This is a genomic window from Rickettsia endosymbiont of Rhinocyllus conicus (genome assembly GCF_964026465.1).
Classification (GTDB): Bacteria; Pseudomonadota; Alphaproteobacteria; order Rickettsiales; family Rickettsiaceae; genus Rickettsia.
Map to the genome: position 1 here is coordinate 34,015 of NZ_OZ032155.1, position 17,547 is coordinate 51,561.

Sequence of the window (17,547 nt, forward strand, 5' to 3'; positions counted from 1 at the left end):
AGTTGGTATAGAGTTAAAGTTATTATGTTCCGTAGTTATATTTTTTTGTTGGTGCTTTTAGTCATTAATTGTGTTGATAGTTTTGCAGATATTCAGCAAAGAATTAGTGAAGCAGAAAAAGAATATATAAGCAATAGGTTTGTAAATGCTGTTTTTATGTTTGCCGATGACTATAAGCAGCTATTAACCGGAGCTAAAGGAATTTTTGCTTTAAACGGGGAGCAGTTAAAAGCAAATGAAATGATGCCTATTGCTTCTGCTACGAAACCCATAACTGCGGCAGGAATTTTAAGGTTACAAGAGCAAAAATTATTAAACGTTAATGATAAGATATATAAATATATTGATTTAGAAATGTGGCAAGGTAAAGTACCGGATTGGGCATATAAAATATCAATTCATAATTTATTAACTCATAGTAGTGGTATTGCTGAATATTTTAGTTTTGTAAAACTTGATTTAAATATGACTAGAAAAGATGCCCGTAAAAAAATATTACAATATGTTGCGTCTAAGCCTTTAGAAGTACCTATAGGGAAAAAGTTTAAATATAGTAATACTAATTTCGTTATACTTGGTATGATTATTGAAAAAGTAACTAAAAAAGATTTATGTAATTTTTTTCAAGATGAATTTTTTAAACCATTAAATATGAAATCTACTAGTTTTGCTTCATATAGTGAAGCGGCTAGAATTCAAAGAAATGTGGTTAGTTCTAATTACCCAGTAAGATATTTTATAACGCCAAATAATAGTAATAAACCTATATTTACTCCTGCAACTGCTGATTTTGTAGCACTTCCTTGTGCTGATGGCGGGATTATATCAACTCCAAGCGACCTTATTAAATGGTATAGAGCGTTAAATAGTGGCAAAATTCTTTCTACAAAGTCCTATAAGCTTATGACTACTAAGTATTTTCCTGCAAAAGAAATAGATGGGCGTAAAACTTACATGGGCTATGGTATCTATATTACTGACCTTGATTTTAAACATACAATGATTCATTTTTCTGGTAAAGCTTTAGTAGTGCAGAGTGAAATGGGATATATTTTGCCTAATAATCTTTATTTTGCTATACTAAGTAATACTATGGTAAAAATTCCTGAGGAAATGCAAGATAAAATTGATCTAAAAAATCCTCTAAACCAAATTGGAATAATTTATTTCAGAGACGCAATAGTAAATGCAGCTATAAAAGATGATAAAACCTAAATGAAGATAGTTACGTGGAATATTAATTCGCTACGTTTACGTATTGATTTATTAAAAAGATTGGCATATGAACATCAGCCTGATATTATTTTATTACAAGAGACAAAAGTAGATGATCCTTTATTTCCTCTTGAAGTAATTAAAAATATAGGCTATGAACATGTAATATATTCGGGGCAGAAATCATATAACGGCGTTGCTATTATCTCAAAACTTCCACTGCAAAATGTTTTTTCGCTTGAGCTATATAACGGTGATAAAAGGCATATAGCAGCTACTGTTAATAATATTGAGATACATAATTTTTATGTTCCTGCCGGTGGTGATATACCTGACATAGAGCTAAATTCGAAGTTTAAGCATAAGCTAGAATATATAAGGTTGATGCAAGAATGGCTGACTAATAACCGCACCAGAGATGATAAGATTATAATTGCAGGTGATTTAAATATTGCACCGCACCCGCATGATGTATGGTCTAGCAAGCAGCTGCGAAATGTTATTAGCCATACTGATATTGAGCGTTCTTTATTGGTAGAATTGCAAAACTCGTTAGAGTTTATTGATAGTAGTAGGCATTTTGTGCCACTTGATGAAAAATTTTATACTTGGTGGAGTTATAGAAACGTAGATTGGAAAAAATCTAACAGAGGTAGACGGCTTGATCATATTTGGGTTAGTAATAATTTAAAAGATGAGTTATTTTCTATACATTTATTATCAGAAGCAAGAGATTGGAGGCCACCTTCTGATCATGTGCCGTATTTTATAAGTTTGAAAAAATTGTAGTGTCCCGTCATTGCGAGGAGAAACTATCAGTTTCGACGAAGCAACCTCAGGATTTTTCATGAGATTGCCGCGTCGGCTTCGCCTCCTCGCAATGACGTTTAAGATTATAAGGAGTAATTAGTGGATATTAAATTAGGAAAATATAAACCGGTAAAAGAAGAATACGTAAAGAGCTTCAAAGATATGTTATTGCTTAGGCGTTTTGAAGAAAAATGTGGGCAGTTATATGGTATGGGTGAAATAGGGGGTTTTTGTCATTTATATATCGGACAGGAAGCAGTAATTTCTGCTGTAGATATGGTTAAACAAAAAGAAGATAGTATGGTTACCAGCTATCGTGATCATGCTCATATTATTTTAGCAGGTACAGAGCCTAAATATGTGCTTGCGGAGCTTATGGGGCGTGCTACAGGCTGTTCAAAAGGTAAGGGTGGCTCGATGCATTTGTTTGATGTGCCGAATAAGTTTTATGGTGGACATGGTATTGTAGGAGCTCAAGTGCCAATAGGTACAGGGCTTGCTTTTGCTGAGAAATATAATGGCACGAACAATATTTGTTTTACTTTTTTAGGGGATGGAGCTGTTAATCAAGGTCAAGTATATGAAGCCTTTAACATGGCTGCTTTATGGGGTTTACCGGTAGTTTATATTATCGAAAATAATGAGTATTCTATGGGTACTTCGGTTGCTCGTTCTACCTTTATGCGTGATCTTTATAAAAAAGGTGAGTCGTTTGGGATTAAAGGATTCCAGCTAAATGGCATGGGTTTTGAGGAAATGTATAATGGTGCTAAACAAGCAGCGGAATATGTTAGAGAAAATAGTATGCCTCTGATATTAGAGGTAAAAACTTACCGCTATCGTGGGCATTCAATGTCCGATCCGGCAAAATATCGTAGTAAAGAAGAAGTAGAGACATATAAAGAACGTGATCCTATTACTGAAATACGGAAGATAATATTAGAAAATAACTATGCAGGTGAAGCTGATTTAAAAGAAATAGAGCAGTCAGTTAAAGAGATTATTAAGGAAGCTGTGGAGTTTTCAGAAAACTCACCACTGCCTAATGAAGAAGAGCTATATACACAAATTTATGTTTGAGTGTCGTCATTGCGAGGAGAAACTGCAAGTTTCGACGAAGCAATCTCAGGATTTTTCATGAGATTGCCGCGTCGTCTACGACTCCTCGCAATGACGCAAGAATATTCAATTTAACTAAAAAGAAAGATGCAAATAACTGTACGGGAAGCATTGCGTGATGCGATGCAAGAAGAGATGATAAGAGATGACAAAGTTTTTGTCATGGGTGAAGAAGTCGCTGAGTATCAAGGAGCTTACAAAGTAACGCAAGGATTGCTTGAGCAGTTTGGTCCTAAAAGGGTAATCGATACACCAATAACGGAGTATGGTTTTGCTGGGCTTGCCGTTGGAGCAGCCTTTGCAGGGCTTCGTCCAATCGTTGAGTTTATGACCTTTAACTTTGCTATGCAAGCGATGGATCATATAGTTAACTCGGCTGCTAAAACGCATTACATGTCAGGTGGTCAGGTCAGATGCCCAATAGTATTTAGAGGTCCAAACGGAGCAGCAAGTAGAGTAGCAGCACAACATAGCCAGAACTACGCAGCTTGTTATGCTCATATACCTGGGCTGAAAGTAGTAGCCCCATATAGTGCTGAAGATCATAAAGGGCTAATGATTACAGCTATTAGAGACGATAATCCGGTTATTTTCTTAGAAAATGAGATTTTATATGGTCACAGTTTCGATATTTCTGAAAATGTTGAGCCTATCCCTTTTGGTAAGGCAAAAATCTTAAAAGAGGGCGATAGTGTTACTATAGTGACATTCTCGATTCAGGTGAAACTTGCATTAGATGCTGCAAATATTTTACAAAGCGATAATATTAATTGTGAGGTCATTGATTTACGTACCATCAAACCGCTTGATATAGATACTATAATAGAGTCGGTAAAAAAAACCGGTCGTTTAGTTGTAGTTGAAGAAGGATGGTTTTTTGCCGGTATCGGTGCAACTATCGCATCCATCGTTATGAAAGAAGCATTTGATTATTTGGATGCACCGGTAGAGATCGTAAGCGGTAAAGACGTCCCGCTTCCTTATGCAGTAAATCTAGAAAAATTAGCTTTACCTAGTGAGGGGGATGTAATAGAAGCCGTTAAAAAAGCTTGTTATATATAAATATAAAGTTTAATGATTAAAAGCTTAACATCTTTTCGTTTTATAATAGCTTTTATTATTTTTTTATTTCATTGTAGAATTCATTTTGATTGGAAATTAGGTCTAGAGTTTATTGATACCTTTTTTCTTAATGGTGCTACTTTTATGACAGGGTTTTTTGTGTTATCTGGCTTTATTATGGCTCATGTTTATAATAAAACAGATTTTACAAAAAGAGAAAATATCCTTAATTTTTATTTAAAACGTTTTGCTAAAATCTATCCTACATATCTATTTGTAACAATTATATATTTTATATTTTTAAATAATCTTACTTTCAATCAGCTTATATGAAGCTTAATTAATGACATGTTCTTGATACAAAGCTTTTTTCCTAGTATGTTTCCATTAGGCATAAATGGTGGAACTTGGTCTTTAACAGTTGAAATGTTCTTATATTTTCTATTTCCTTTTTTAATGCTAATTTTTGCCGGTGAAAAAGGTAAAAAAACTATATTAGTTATTGTTGCTATTATGCTTGTACTTATAAGTTATAATGCATATATAAACAAATCTGATTACATATACGCTAATCCGGTTTTTAGAACTTTTGATTTTATGTGCGGAATAGGTTTTTATTTTGCAAAAGAAAATTTTACCAAGGTTAAGTTTGCTAATTTTATAAATTTACTATTAACCCACCAATTAAATACCTGACATAATAGTTGCAAATACTAAAATATAATGTTAGAATGAAATAATGCTAAAAAAAGAAGATTTTAGGACATTATCAACGAGTGCACAAGCAGCTTTAAGAAAAGTTGCATTAAGAGCAATTGATAAAGGAGAAAAACAATCAGATGTATCAAATCTTATAGGAGTAACACGTCAGACTATTAGTAACTGGGTTAACAAAAGAAGAAGAGGTGATAAATATGCAATAACTGGCAAGTCTAGAGGAAGAAAGACAGGAGAGAAAAGAATAATAAATGAAATGCTGGGTAAAAAAATACAAGATTATATAAATCACTCTAGACCAGAAGATCACAATATCAAATCTGCACTATGGTCAAGAAAAGCTATTAATGCCCTGATTAAAAAATGCTGTGGTTTCTTTTTGCCATTAAGTACGATTGGAGAATATTTAAGAAGATGGGGATATACTGCACAAAAACCAAAGAAATTAGCTTATGAGCAACAGCCAAAACAAGTTCAAGTATGGCTAGATGAAGAATATCCCGCAATAGTAAAACAAGCACAAATGGAACAAGCTGAAATACACTGGTGTGATGAAGTGGGTATAAAATCAGAATGTCAGGTGTTACAGAGCTATTCTTTAAAAGGCAAAACACCCGTAGTTATTCATAAATCAAAACGATTTACTATAAATATGATATCAACTGTTACGAACAATGGTAAACTAAGGTTCATGTTATATGAAGATACACTAAAAACAGATATATTTATAGAATTTCTAAGAAGATTAGTGAAATCTGCAAGAAGGAAGATCTTTTTAATATTAGACAATTTAAAAGTACATCATAGTAAAAAAGTATACAGCTGGACAAATAAGCATAAAGATAAAATTTCTTTGTTTTTTTTGCCTCCTTATACTCCACAACATAATCCAGATGAATACTTAAATAATGACTTAAAAAGAAATGTAAATAGAAAACATATACCTCTTACAAAAGATGAGTTAAAATACAATCTTAAATCTTATTTACGTTGCTTACAGAACAATCCTAAACATATACAAAAATTGTTCCAAGCCGATGATGTTAAATATGCCTCTTAAGTCAGGTATTTAATTGGTGGGTTAATATTTAGTATAGCAGAAACTTGTTTATCAGACCCAGATGAAACTATTCGTAAAAAAATATATCCTGTTGTAGGAGAACAAAAACTTCAAAATATCGTTAACGAATATAAAAAGAGTGGTGTAACATATCAAAATATCATACATAATCATATTAGAGGATCCTATGCTAGGCACTATAGACGTATGGTGCAACCTCTATTAGACAACATAACATTTAAATGTAATAATACCGAATATCAACCAATACTTAATGCTCTTAGGTTAGTAACAAAATATTTCGATAGTGGAAAGAAATATTTTCCAGAAAATGAGCAAGTTCCTATGGATTGTATTCCCAAAAAATGGAGAAAACACATAGTTGATTCAGAAGGCAAAGTAAAAAGAATTTGTTATGAAGTATATTTATTAAAAGCATTAGCAAACAGTATAAAATGTCGAGAAATATGGGTTGAGCATTCTCGGAAACATTGTAACCCGGATAAAGATTTACCAAATGATTTTGATGATAAGAAAGCGATATATTTTTCTAATTTAGGACTACCTTTGGAAGCTGAAGATTTCGTTACCTCTTTAAAACAACAAATGCAAGAAGCTTTAACAGAGTTAAATACCACTATTATTAATAATCAAAAGGTTAAAATCTCTAATAAGAATGGTGGAAGGATTAAACTGATACCTTTACAGCCTCAACCAGAAGCCCCCCTTATCTCGGTGATTAAAAAATCTTTACAAGATAAATGGCAAACTATTAATCTAATAGATACATTGAAAGAAGTCCAATTAAATATTAATTTCACAAATGACTTCGTATCTTATGGTGAAAAGATATATCTTACTCCACAAGAGATATCGGAAAGGATATTATTAGCTATTTATGGTTTTGGCACTAATGTTGGATTAAAACATATTTGCTCAGGTAACCAACATATAACATATAATCAATTACGTCATATAAAAAACTATTTTTTAAGTACCAATAATCTTAAGAATGCTATAAATAAGACAGCAAACGCATTATTTATAGCTAGGGATAAAAGAATATGGGGAGAAATGCCTATTGCTATTGCCTCTGATTCTACTCAATTTTCAGCCTACTTTCAGAATATGACCTCTGAATACCATAATAGATATGGAGGGCGTGGTGTAATGATTTATTGGCACGTTGAGAAAAAAGCTACTTGTATTCATTCCCAACTAAAGAGCGTTTCTAGCTCTGAAATTGCTTCAATGATTAATGGTATTTTAAATCACTGTACAGAAATGTCAGTACAAAAGAGTTATGTGGATACCCATGGTCAGAGCGAAATAGGGTTCGCATTTTCTCATTTGTTGGGTTTTAAATTAATGCCACGTTTAGCAAATCTTAACAAACAAAAACTTTATCAATGTACTCATGGTGATTATAAAAAATACAGTAATTTACAGCCAATATTAACTGATACAATCAGGTGGGAATCAATTCAGGATTACTACCATGAGATGGTTAAATATTCAGTAGCTATGAGAGAAGGATACGCTAATCCTGAATCTATACTACGAAGATTTACCAAAAATAATTTAACTCATCCTATATATTCAGCTTTGTCCCAGCTAGGATGTCATTGTCAAATAAAAAGGGACCACTAAATTACGTAAAAAAGGGACCACTTTATTTAAAATTTTTTATGTCATATTACCTCCAGATTTATAGTTATTAATACGATAACTTTTACCTGTGATGTTTAGTATATGTGCATGATGTACTACTCGATCAATAATTGCATGAGTTAATAACTCATCAGCAAATATTTCATTCCATCTTTCAAAATCCTTGTTTGTGGTGATAATGGTAGATTTATTTTCATATCGTTTAGCAATAATATTAAAAAAATCATCTACTGAATGTTTTGGTAATTGCTTAAAACCTAACTCATCAAGAATTAATAAGTCAAATGATAAGAGTAATTTAACTTTTTTGTGATAGCTATTATCTGCTCTTGCAATATGTAAATTATAAAGCATATCCGATACCGTAGTAAAATATACAGAGTATTCTCGTGTTAAAGCTTTTAATGCTAATCCAATAGCAAGATGAGTTTTGCCAGTTCCAGAATTACCTATGAATATGACATTGCCCTTAGTATTAATATAATCACAAGTAGATAAATCACTTATTACTTTGGTATCAATACTTGGTTGGAACTGAAAATCAAAGTCTTCTAAATTTTTAGTTACCGGTAATTTAGCAGCATTTTTACGACGACGGTAATTATTATACTTACGGTGAGATTTTTCATCTTCACATAATAGTGAGAGAAATTCTTTAAATCCTAGTTTATTATTTTGAGCATAAATAATCCTTTCATTTAAGCTATTGACTATACCTGATAATCTAAAACTACGTAGGTCATTAAGCAAGTTCTGCATTCTGACCTCCAAACTCTGGCAATGGTAAGTTTACTGCATTACTATTTAAGATATTCTTAATTTTAGAGTAAGAACTTATACCGTAATGTAATGCTCTATGACAGGCTTTATCTATTAACTCATCATTGTAAACCTTACGTAAAGAAATAATACCTCTGGCACAACGTTGCCAATCATTTACTCGTGTTTGTTGTAATAACTCTAATAATAAACTGCAATTATTGCCTATCTGCTGCATTTGTTGTTGATAATGTTCGCTATATTCTATAAAACCTGGGCATAGACGTTTATATTTGGCATAATGAGACGGATTAGTGGTAAATATTCCTTTGCCATCTACTCTAACGTGCCTTGCTATTAAATCATTTTGTATAGAAAATATTTGAACAAGGTTTGGTGATAATTGTACCAATACTTCACTGTATATATATTTTGCTGGTACGGAATAATAATTATTATCTATGGTGATATGACAATCTTTTGCTACTTTTCGATTATGCCACGATGATAAATCAAACGTTTCTAATGGTAAGGGCATTAAATTATTACTTTCTTCTTGCTCAAATAGTTCCTGAGGAATTTTTTTAGTAGTACCATGTATTCGGTTATTTGCTTTATTTAACCAGTTTGCAAGATCGTGTATTAATTCTTCATATCTATGAAATTTACGTCCAGCAAAAAAATTATTTTTGACATACTTTATGCCTGATTCTACTTTGCCTTTTTCTTGAGGTTGATATATACGACAAGGAGAAAGTAAAATCCCATAATGATCAGCTAAACGTTTGTATTCCTTCTGATATACAGGCTCATAGAAATTGCTATCTACCACCCCAGCTTTAAGATTATCAAGTTTTATTACTTTTGGACTACCAGCAAAATAATTAAATGCATTGATATGACATTGTATCCATGTTTTACAACTTTGATCAAACACTACTTCATAATAATCAAGGCGACTATAGCTTAAACGCATATTAAACACATATGCTTTAACTCTACGCCCTTGGGCATTATACTGTAAGCCTATGTCACCAAAATCTACTTGTGCTTCCTCTCCTGCTAAAGTATGAAAACGAATGCAACTGTTATTCTGAATCTTATATTTTTTGATATAACGGGTTAGCGAACCATAACTTTTTGTATAACCTTGAATTTTTAACTCTTCAAAAATTCTTATGTAACTTAGATTCTTTTCTAATAACTCAATTATTTGTTCGTGCCAAGAATCCAGTGCTGAAGATCGTTCATAGGGTGCAGGATATTCTGTACCAGACTCTACGTAACGATTTATTATTTTTCTTACTGTTTTACGGTCTATCCTTGTTAGTTTGGCAATATTTCTTTGACTGTTGCCTTGCTTATAAAGGGTGATAATTGTTGTGTACATATTTATTCTTATCATTGTATCACTAGATATTTATTTTAATTAATTATCTAGTGAATATTGCACATTATAACCTTATTAGGTTACACCAAATTCTCTGGTCCCTTTTTCGTGCAATTTAGTGGTCCCCTTTACTTTAGCAATGACACTAGGAAAAGTAATAAAAACAATCTTTATTTGTCACTATTTGATGAATGAGTCATTAAGACAAGAAATTCATGAAGGGTTAAATGTTGTTGAGCTATGGAATGGTGTTAGTAAATTTATTTTTTATGGCAGGGCAGGAGAAATCTCTACAAATAGAGAAAGATCTCAAGAATTATCAGTTTTATCATTACACCTGTTACAATTATCAATGGTATATGTTAATACCATGATGATTCAACAGATTATCTATGAAAACAACTTAATTAATGCATTATCACCTGAAGATAAAAGAGCAATTACTCCACTAATATATGAACATATTAACCCTTACGGATTATTCCAATTAGATTTGTTGCAGCGTCTCCCCCATATTGAATATATTAACCCACCAATTAAATACCTGACTTAAGAGGCATATTTAACATCATCGGCTTGGAACAATTTTTGTATATGTTTAGGATTGTTCTGTAAGCAACGTAAATAAGATTTAAGATTGTATTTTAACTCATCTTTTGTAAGAGGTATATGTTTTCTATTTACATTTCTTTTTAAGTCATTATTTAAGTATTCATCTGGATTATGTTGTGGAGTATAAGGAGGCAAAAAAAACAAAGAAATTTTATCTTTATGCTTATTTGTCCAGCTGTATACTTTTTTACTATGATGTACTTTTAAATTGTCTAATATTAAAAAGATCTTCCTTCTTGCAGATTTCACTAATCTTCTTAGAAATTCTATAAATATATCTGTTTTTAGTGTATCTTCATATAACATGAACCTTAGTTTACCATTGTTCGTAACAGTTGATATCATATTTATAGTAAATCGTTTTGATTTATGAATAACTACGGGTGTTTTGCCTTTTAAAGAATAGCTCTGTAACACCTGACATTCTGATTTTATACCCACTTCATCACACCAGTGTATTTCAGCTTGTTCCATTTGTGCTTGTTTTACTATTGCGGGATATTCTTCATCTAGCCATACTTGAACTTGTTTTGGCTGTTGCTCATAAGCTAATTTCTTTGGTTTTTGTGCAGTATATCCCCATCTTCTTAAATATTCTCCAATCGTACTTAATGGCAAAAAGAAACCACAGCATTTTTTAATCAGGGCATTAATAGCTTTTCTTGACCATAGTGCAGATTTGATATTGTGATCTTCTGGTCTAGAGTGATTTATATAATCTTGTATTTTTTTACCCAGCATTTCATTTATTATTCTTTTCTCTCCTGTCTTTCTTCCTCTAGACTTGCCAGTTATTGCATATTTATCACCTCTTCTTCTTTTGTTAACCCAGTTACTAATAGTCTGACGTGTTACTCCTATAAGATTTGATACATCTGATTGTTTTTCTCCTTTATCAATTGCTCTTAATGCAACTTTTCTTAAAGCTGCTTGTGCACTCGTTGATAATGTCCTAAAATCTTCTTTTTTTAGCATTATTTCATTCTAACATTATATTTTAGTATTTGCAACTATTATGTCAGGTATTTAATTGGTGGGTTAATATGAAGATTGGAAAGAGGGTTTAATAGAAGTAGTAACTGAATTAGCACCCTGCATACTTGTTACCCATTCTTTTAGTGGTATGTTTGCATTAACTATAGATAATTTAGAAAATTTATTAACCGGTTTAGTTATAATGAATAGTGCCCCTAATAGTTCATGGATGGAATTATTACAAAAAACTGCTACTAAATATAATTTACCAGATTTAACCAATGATATAAATGAGCTATATACAAACCCAACAGATGATCAGTTAAAGGCATTTATTTATGCAAATATTCCATATATATTTTGCGAACATGAGATCCCTGCAGGAAAGGAGCTATTAGAGCTTTGTTCATATAACATAAAAACAAGAATATGGGCTAGTCAAAATTTTTATAACTCTTATAAATATAGCTGGATACCTAGTAAATTACCGACCTTAATTATTGGAAGTCATGATGATAGATCGCTGCCTATTGAACTATTTTTGAAAGATAAAGAATGGTCTCGTCCTAATATAAAAATAGTCGAATTACGTAATACGGGACACTTTCCTTGGCTAAGCTGCTTTGATCAAATTAATCAAGAATTATCAGGACTAGCAAAAGAACTAATTGAACAACACTAAAAGCTCTACTGCTTCGGTATATTGACTCATTTATATTTTTTAGAAAATAATATCAGTAAGCATATTTTTCTCTTTAAATATATTTTAAATAATATATTGTAGGTATAAAAACTAATAGAAAATTATAATATGACTGATAAGAATCTGAATATAGCAATAACTTACTATACTTCCATGAATAACAAGAAATTTGAGGAAATGGCTTCCTGCTTACATTCTGATATTCATTTTATAGGACTGTTATCAGTTATGGATGGTAAAGAATCAGTTGTCGAGGCAGCGAAAAACTTTGCTATGTTCTTTAAGAATCTTACAATTAGTGAAAATTTTTCTTCTAATGATAAAGTTATGCTGGCACTTGAATTTGATTGCCCTGCACCTATCGGTATTTTTCGAGGTGCTTCACTATTATCTTTTAATGACGGGCTTATTTCTCGTATAGAATTATTTTATGATGCTCGTCCTTTTGTACAGAAAAAAGAAGAGATTTTTAATTAAAATAAATCAATCTCTAAATGCGGAAGCTCATCTTCAGAAAATATAGAGAAAGTCTTTAATTCGGCTAGTGTATTATCCTGCCTTAACCATCCACCTTTTTGGGAATATTCTAGCTTAAATCCAAGCTTTAAAGGAATTTGCATACTTGGTAAATTTTCTGCATCACAATGGATCTCAACTTTCTTAGCCTTCAGACTTCTAAAAGCTAGTAAAGCCATTATATGAGTTGCAGTAGTAGCATAACCTTTAGATCTTTGACTTTTTCTTATGAAATATGCAATACCAAATTGCGGCACTGACCAACCTGATTGAATAGGCGGGAATGCACATCTGCCAACAATATTATTAGTTGCTTTATCGATGATAAGATAACGAATGCAATTACGTAATATAAACTCAGCATGATGCTTCCTACATTCCTCTTCAACCGATTCTAAAGTTGGAGGAGTCGAAGACCAATTAAGCCATTTTACACAATCCTCATAACCATCCATCATCGCTTGATACAAGCCTTTTCCGTACCCGGCTTTAGGCATTTGTAACTTTAGTTTTGATGTTTCAATTACTTCCGGTAAATCAATTAAAATGCGATTCATAAAAGTTATATATTTACAAAAAATTTATGGGTTTTACTTCTTGGTAAAGCTTCAACTGAATGCCCATCAATAAACGCCACAATCGCCCATCTTGAAAAAGACTTGCCAATCTCAGATTTATCTAATTGAATTACGTCATGCCATGCAGGTTTTAGTAGCTCATTATCAATTATTTTTCTAAAATTACTAGAAATAAAGAAAATAGCTTTATTTTCTTCATGTCTGACAACTTCCAAATCTTCAGGATTTGTTCCAATTCGAAGACCAGGACTACTTTCTGCTATTGCGATAGTAAATGATCCTGAATCGAAGTGAGGCTTTGCAAGATACTGACCCGATACTGAATAATCATATTTGAGAAACCTTAATAATATGTGCGGTGTATCAGTATCAAATATTTTGGATAGTCTTTTTCAAAATTAGCTAATATATCTTTAATAGTATAATAAACAATATCCCATAATAGAGCAGCGTTTTTTAAAAATATTCTGAGCGTTTCATGCTTTTTAATAAATTCAGAATAGTGTTTTTCAATAATTGGATGATAATGAAAAAAATCTTTACTATCATTATAAATATCATCCTCAGGGTTACGATGCTTAAAACCGATATCACCTCTCCGATGTAAAGGGGAAATTTTTAAATCTATATACTGCTTTATATTCTCAGGAAGTTTTAGGAATTCAAAAAAAGAATCTATAGCTTCTTCTATTTGAGCTTTTTTAACCGAAAAAGGAATTAATGCATAAGGTTTTTTATATAAGCTTTCAATATTAATCACCTTGCCATTCTCCAAATTTTGTAGTATCTAATAAATTTAAAAAGTGATATCAAATATTAATTTAAAAATCAATAATTATTATGCATCCAGAAAAAAAAATGATAACTAATTTTATTAACGCACTTTTTGAGCCAGATAGCCCATGGGATAAAGTAGCACAATATGTTGAGGGTAAAGGGAAATTTATACATCCGATACTCAATATCGAGACTATTTATGATTTGCATTATGGTCTTATCGATTTTCGTAAAAGTTTCCCTGATATAACTCAAATTGTTGAATCAGTTGGAACTTTTGATAATGGACGTTTAATTGCTAAAACTTTTTCTTCAGCAACCTTTAAAAAAGATTTTGCTAATTTAAAAGCGAATGGTAAACACTGGCATACCCCAGTATATTGGGAATTTGAATTAAATAATGGAAAGATTTTGGTTGCTTCAGAATTAGCTAACCACCATGCAATCAATAATCAATTAGGTGTTACTTTATTTCAAACACCATTTGAGTTAGAAAATTAAAGTAATATAGATATTTCATTAGCAGGTGATGATTCTTTAACCAAAATGCCAAGAACCTAACTTATTTTCTGAACAATAAATAATACGCAATATAAAACCAACCAAAAAATCCGTGAATAATAGCCCATAATATTGAATGGTTTACGTTAAATGATATTACTATTGCGAGGATCGATCCAAGAGAAATACCACCATATCCTAAATAATGCATATATTATTCCTTTAATATTAATTAATATTATTATGCTATATTAATTACATTTAATTAAGGAATTTTATTAAATTAGAACAATTAATTTATTTATTATTGTTAAAAAACTACTTATTATCATTTAAATAGAATGCTTATATCACTATTTTAAAGGAATTTTGTTAACTGTTAATAGAAGAAAAGCCGGTAGACAAACAAAATCAATAACTAAGTATGAATAACTCAAACAATATAAGGCCCTTAAATAGGGTACTGAGCACTTTCAAAAGGATTTCGTTTAGGGCAAATAAGTGCTAACGATATGGTATCAAATGTAAGCGGAAACCTTACTGCTTTAGACGAAGTAGATAATGATTTTATAGATAATATATATGGTTTTTTCGGAGAAGTTGAGATTATTCATTTTACTAAAGAAGCCGATTCGCATTATCACTTTATATTAAAAGAAGTTGATAATTACGAAGATTACTTAAGAAAATATTTTAAAGAAATGTTACAAAATAAAACTATAGAATGTCCTGTTTGTAAAAGTTTTTCATTTCCAGCAAATGACTTTCCCGGATCACATTATATATGTGCGTGGGAATATGATGAGGTCCAATTCTACGATCCTGATTTTGAGGGAGGAACAAACGATACAAGCCTAAATCAAGCAAAAGAAAATTTTAGATTATATAATATTTCTGATCCTTCATTGCAAAATTGGAAAAATAATAATATCAAAAAAACTGCTTATTTAAATAGTAGGAAATGGCATTGTTAATTAAGCATAAATATCATCATTACAAGCAACTGTGGTGGTGTCATAGGATTCCCACTGTTACTGCACAGTAGTGTCCAGGGAAAATTGTAATATTATTAAAATCGTCATTGCAAGGAGCGAAACTTTGCTGTAACCCAGAAAAAATAATAAAAAATGTTAATTTATAGCATTTTTTTACTAGATTGCTTCGTCGCTATGCTCCTCGCAATGACAGAAAAATAAGGCTATTTAATATTATGTAGGTTGGTAATAAATAAGATAGATAAATGTGAGGATGAGAAAAGTTTTTTGAAAAGCAAACAATTAGTTAAAGATAGTGACAGTAAATATTTGGACTGAAGTAATTACTATTAAAGTAATGTACTTAAATTTAGTCTTTAAGGAGGTAATCCAGCCGCAGGTTCCCCTACGGCTACCTTGTTACGACTTCACCCCAGTCGCTAATTTTACCGTGGTTGGCTGCCTCTTGCGTTAGCTCACCACCTTCAGGTAAAACCAACTCCCATGGCGTGACGGGCAGTGTGTACAAGGCCCGAGAACGTATTCACCGCGGCATGCTGATCCGCGATTACTAGCGATTCCAACTTCATGCTCTCGAGTTGCAGAGAACAATCCGAACTGAGATGTCTTTTAGGGATTTGCTCCACGTCGCCGTCTTGCTTCCCTCTGTAAACACCATTGTAGCACGCGTGTAGCCCAACCCGTAAGGGCCATGATGACTTGACGTCGTCCCCACCTTCCTCCGGCTTATCACCGGCAGTTTTCTTATAGTTCCCGGCATTACCCGCTGGCAAATAAGAATGAGGGTTGCGCTCGTTGCGGGACTTAACCCAACATCTCACGACACGAGCTGACGACAGCCATGCAACACCTGTGTGTGGTCCAGCCGAACTGAAGGAAAGCATCTCTGCGATCCGCGACCACCATGTCAAGGGTTGGTAAGGTTTTTCGCGTAACATCGAATTAAACCGCATGCTCCACCGCTTGTGCGAGCCCCCGTCAATTCCTTTGAGTTTTAATCTTGCGACCGTACTCCCCAGGCGGAGTGCTTAATGCGTTAGCTGCGAAACCGAGAGAAAATCTCCCAATATCTAGCACTCATCGTTTACGGCGTGGACTACCAGGGTATCTAATCCTGTTTGCTCCCCACGCTTTCGTGCATCAGCGTCAGTTGTAGCCCAGATGACCGCCTTCGCCACCGGTGTTCCTCCTAATATCTAAGAATTTCACCTCTACACTAGGAATTCCATCATCCCCTACTACACTCTAGATTAGTAGTTTTGAAAGCAATTCCGAGGTTAAGCCCCGGGCTTTCACTTCCAACTTACTAAACCGCCTACGCACTCTTTACGCCCAGTAATTCCGAACAACGCTAGCCCCCTCCGTCTTACCGCGGCTGCTGGCACGGAGTTAGCCGGGGCTTTTTCTGCAAGTAACGTCATTATCTTCCTTGCTAAAAGAGTTTTACAACCCTAGGGCCTTCATCACTCACTCGGTATTGCTGGATCAGGCTTTCGCCCATTGTCCAATATTCCCCACTGCTGCCTCCCGTAGGAGTCTGGGCCGTGTCTCAGTCCCAGTGTGGCTGATCATCCTCTCAGACCAGCTACAGATCGTAGGCTTGGTGAGCCATTACCTCACCAACTACCTAATCTGACGCGGGCTCATCCATCAGCGATAAATCTTTCCTCCGTAGAGAATATACGGTATTAGCTTTTATTTCTAAAAGTTATTCCGTACTGATGGGCAGATTCCCACGTGTTACTCACCCGTCTGCCACTAACTAATTGGAGCAAGCCCCAATTAGTCCGTTCGACTTGCATGTGTTAAGCATACCGATAGCGTTCGTTCTGAGCCAGGATCAAACTCTCAAGTTTGATTCTGTCAGTTTTACTTTAAAAAATTGACAGGTTTAATTATCACTTTTGTGATATGTACATGTTTACTGTCACTATCTATATCTAATTATTTACTTTTAAAAACAGCTGCGATTTTTTTCATTTGTCGCTCTCGATAGGTGTAGTTATAAGCAATATAATCGAACCTGTCAACTACAATTTTGAAATTATTTTTATTTTTATTTTATAACTTATTACTACCCAGTATAA

At 32.9% G+C, this 17,547-nt stretch carries 19 protein-coding genes and 1 rRNA gene; 13 read left to right on the top strand and 7 right to left on the bottom strand.

Going from position 1 to position 17,547, the window contains the following annotated elements; all coding sequences use genetic code 11:
* Positions 1-24: 24 nt before the first annotated feature.
* From AAGD54_RS00180 to AAGD54_RS00215, 8 genes are all read left to right on the top strand, one after another.
* On the top strand, positions 25-1,215 hold the full coding sequence (locus AAGD54_RS00180) for a serine hydrolase (RefSeq protein ID WP_341794695.1): 1,191 nt from the start codon (positions 25-27) through the stop codon (positions 1,213-1,215).
* Positions 1,216-2,004 (top strand): exodeoxyribonuclease III, encoded by a 789-nt coding sequence (gene xth, locus AAGD54_RS00185; RefSeq protein WP_341794696.1) that lies wholly within the window; start codon positions 1,216-1,218, stop codon positions 2,002-2,004.
* Positions 2,005-2,124: 120 nt separating this feature from the next.
* On the top strand, positions 2,125-3,105 hold the full coding sequence (gene pdhA / locus AAGD54_RS00190; RefSeq protein ID WP_341794697.1) for a pyruvate dehydrogenase (acetyl-transferring) E1 component subunit alpha: 981 nt from the start codon (positions 2,125-2,127) through the stop codon (positions 3,103-3,105).
* Positions 3,106-3,231: 126 nt separating this feature from the next.
* Positions 3,232-4,206, top strand: coding sequence for a pyruvate dehydrogenase complex E1 component subunit beta (locus AAGD54_RS00195; RefSeq protein ID WP_341794698.1), 975 nt, complete (start codon positions 3,232-3,234; stop codon positions 4,204-4,206).
* A 12-nt stretch (positions 4,207-4,218) separates the two neighbouring features.
* Positions 4,219-4,539 carry an acyltransferase family protein gene (locus AAGD54_RS00200; protein ID WP_341794699.1) on the top strand — a complete coding sequence of 107 codons (321 nt, stop codon included), beginning with the start codon at positions 4,219-4,221 and terminating at the stop codon, positions 4,537-4,539.
* A gap of 45 nt (positions 4,540-4,584) precedes the next feature.
* A complete protein-coding gene (locus tag AAGD54_RS00205) occupies positions 4,585-4,902 on the top strand; it encodes a hypothetical protein (protein ID WP_341794700.1) in 318 nt (105 codons plus the stop codon).
* A 43-nt stretch (positions 4,903-4,945) separates the two neighbouring features.
* Positions 4,946-5,983, top strand: a complete 1,038-nt coding sequence (locus AAGD54_RS00210; RefSeq protein ID WP_341794233.1) for an IS630 family transposase — start codon at positions 4,946-4,948, stop codon at positions 5,981-5,983.
* A 207-nt stretch (positions 5,984-6,190) separates the two neighbouring features.
* The gene (locus AAGD54_RS00215) at positions 6,191-7,633 is read left to right on the top strand and encodes a Tn3 family transposase (protein WP_341794701.1); all 1,443 of its coding nucleotides are present in this window, start codon (positions 6,191-6,193) and stop codon (positions 7,631-7,633) included.
* 36 nt (positions 7,634-7,669) lie between these two features.
* On the opposite strand, the gene istB is transcribed toward AAGD54_RS00215, so the two are convergent.
* On the bottom strand, positions 7,670-8,413 hold the full coding sequence (istB, locus tag AAGD54_RS00220) for an IS21-like element helper ATPase IstB (RefSeq protein WP_341794375.1): 744 nt from the start codon (positions 8,411-8,413) through the stop codon (positions 7,670-7,672).
* The gene (gene istA / locus AAGD54_RS00225; protein WP_341794291.1) at positions 8,397-9,803 is read right to left on the bottom strand and encodes an IS21 family transposase; all 1,407 of its coding nucleotides are present in this window, start codon (positions 9,801-9,803) and stop codon (positions 8,397-8,399) included. The genes istB and istA overlap by 17 nt, the downstream gene beginning before the upstream one ends.
* Positions 9,804-9,921: 118 nt before the next feature.
* Here istA and AAGD54_RS00230 point away from each other — a divergent pair, with 118 nt between their 5' ends.
* The gene (locus AAGD54_RS00230; protein ID WP_341794702.1) at positions 9,922-10,356 is read left to right on the top strand and encodes a Tn3 family transposase; all 435 of its coding nucleotides are present in this window, start codon (positions 9,922-9,924) and stop codon (positions 10,354-10,356) included.
* On the opposite strand, the gene AAGD54_RS00235 is transcribed toward AAGD54_RS00230, so the two are convergent.
* Complete coding sequence (locus AAGD54_RS00235; protein WP_341794233.1) at positions 10,353-11,390, bottom strand: IS630 family transposase; 1,038 nt, start codon at positions 11,388-11,390, stop codon at positions 10,353-10,355. The genes AAGD54_RS00230 and AAGD54_RS00235 overlap by 4 nt on opposite strands.
* A 148-nt stretch (positions 11,391-11,538) precedes the next feature.
* Here AAGD54_RS00235 and AAGD54_RS00240 point away from each other — a divergent pair, with 148 nt between their 5' ends.
* Both AAGD54_RS00240 and AAGD54_RS00245 read left to right on the top strand, forming a co-directional pair.
* Positions 11,539-12,072: an alpha/beta hydrolase gene (locus AAGD54_RS00240; protein WP_341794703.1), complete on the top strand. Its 534-nt coding sequence runs from the start codon at positions 11,539-11,541 to the stop codon at positions 12,070-12,072.
* A 129-nt stretch (positions 12,073-12,201) separates the two neighbouring features.
* Entirely contained in the window at positions 12,202-12,570 is a 369-nt protein-coding gene (locus AAGD54_RS00245) for a nuclear transport factor 2 family protein (RefSeq protein WP_341794704.1), read from the top strand.
* Here the strand turns inward: AAGD54_RS00245 and AAGD54_RS00250 are convergent.
* The 3 genes from AAGD54_RS00250 to AAGD54_RS00260 form a co-directional block, all read right to left on the bottom strand.
* Complete coding sequence (locus AAGD54_RS00250; protein WP_341794705.1) at positions 12,567-13,166, bottom strand: GNAT family N-acetyltransferase; 600 nt, start codon at positions 13,164-13,166, stop codon at positions 12,567-12,569. The genes AAGD54_RS00245 and AAGD54_RS00250 overlap by 4 nt on opposite strands.
* Before the next feature lie 5 nt (positions 13,167-13,171).
* The gene (locus tag AAGD54_RS00255) at positions 13,172-13,402 is read right to left on the bottom strand and encodes a hypothetical protein (protein WP_341794706.1); all 231 of its coding nucleotides are present in this window, start codon (positions 13,400-13,402) and stop codon (positions 13,172-13,174) included.
* A 128-nt stretch (positions 13,403-13,530) separates the two neighbouring features.
* Complete coding sequence (locus AAGD54_RS00260) at positions 13,531-13,947, bottom strand: hypothetical protein (protein ID WP_341794707.1); 417 nt, start codon at positions 13,945-13,947, stop codon at positions 13,531-13,533.
* 80 nt (positions 13,948-14,027) lie between these two features.
* On the opposite strand from AAGD54_RS00260, the gene AAGD54_RS00265 reads away from it, so the two are divergent.
* Positions 14,028-14,465 carry a hypothetical protein gene (locus tag AAGD54_RS00265; RefSeq protein ID WP_341794708.1) on the top strand — a complete coding sequence of 146 codons (438 nt, stop codon included), beginning with the start codon at positions 14,028-14,030 and terminating at the stop codon, positions 14,463-14,465.
* Between the two features lie 512 nt (positions 14,466-14,977).
* Complete coding sequence (locus tag AAGD54_RS00270) at positions 14,978-15,439, top strand: CPCC family cysteine-rich protein (RefSeq protein ID WP_341789002.1); 462 nt, start codon at positions 14,978-14,980, stop codon at positions 15,437-15,439.
* Between the two features lie 378 nt (positions 15,440-15,817).
* Here the strand turns inward: AAGD54_RS00270 and AAGD54_RS00275 are convergent.
* Positions 15,818-17,316: ribosomal RNA gene (locus tag AAGD54_RS00275) — 16S ribosomal RNA — on the bottom strand.
* Positions 17,317-17,547: the final 231 nt, after the last annotated feature.

What these genes read in the sequence shown, in the direction of transcription:
- AAGD54_RS00180 (WP_341794695.1), top strand. Translation starts at nt 25, where the DNA reads ATGTTCCGTAGTTATATTTTTTTGTTGGTGCTTTTAGTCATTAATTGT.
- xth (WP_341794696.1), top strand. Translation starts at nt 1,216, where the DNA reads ATGAAGATAGTTACGTGGAATATTAATTCGCTACGTTTACGTATTGAT.
- AAGD54_RS00195 (WP_341794698.1), top strand. Translation starts at nt 3,232, where the DNA reads ATGCAAATAACTGTACGGGAAGCATTGCGTGATGCGATGCAAGAAGAG.
- AAGD54_RS00200 (WP_341794699.1), top strand. Translation starts at nt 4,219, where the DNA reads ATGATTAAAAGCTTAACATCTTTTCGTTTTATAATAGCTTTTATTATT.
- AAGD54_RS00205 (WP_341794700.1), top strand. Translation starts at nt 4,585, where the DNA reads ATGTTTCCATTAGGCATAAATGGTGGAACTTGGTCTTTAACAGTTGAA.
- AAGD54_RS00210 (WP_341794233.1), top strand. Translation starts at nt 4,946, where the DNA reads ATGCTAAAAAAAGAAGATTTTAGGACATTATCAACGAGTGCACAAGCA.
- AAGD54_RS00215 (WP_341794701.1), top strand. Translation starts at nt 6,191, where the DNA reads ATGGTGCAACCTCTATTAGACAACATAACATTTAAATGTAATAATACC.
- istB (WP_341794375.1), bottom strand. Translation starts at nt 8,413, where the DNA reads ATGCAGAACTTGCTTAATGACCTACGTAGTTTTAGATTATCAGGTATA.
- istA (WP_341794291.1), bottom strand. Translation starts at nt 9,803, where the DNA reads ATGTACACAACAATTATCACCCTTTATAAGCAAGGCAACAGTCAAAGA.
- AAGD54_RS00235 (WP_341794233.1), bottom strand. Translation starts at nt 11,390, where the DNA reads ATGCTAAAAAAAGAAGATTTTAGGACATTATCAACGAGTGCACAAGCA.
- AAGD54_RS00240 (WP_341794703.1), top strand. Translation starts at nt 11,539, where the DNA reads ATGTTTGCATTAACTATAGATAATTTAGAAAATTTATTAACCGGTTTA.
- AAGD54_RS00245 (WP_341794704.1), top strand. Translation starts at nt 12,202, where the DNA reads ATGACTGATAAGAATCTGAATATAGCAATAACTTACTATACTTCCATG.
- AAGD54_RS00250 (WP_341794705.1), bottom strand. Translation starts at nt 13,166, where the DNA reads ATGAATCGCATTTTAATTGATTTACCGGAAGTAATTGAAACATCAAAA.
- AAGD54_RS00265 (WP_341794708.1), top strand. Translation starts at nt 14,028, where the DNA reads ATGCATCCAGAAAAAAAAATGATAACTAATTTTATTAACGCACTTTTT.
- AAGD54_RS00270 (WP_341789002.1), top strand. Translation starts at nt 14,978, where the DNA reads ATGGTATCAAATGTAAGCGGAAACCTTACTGCTTTAGACGAAGTAGAT.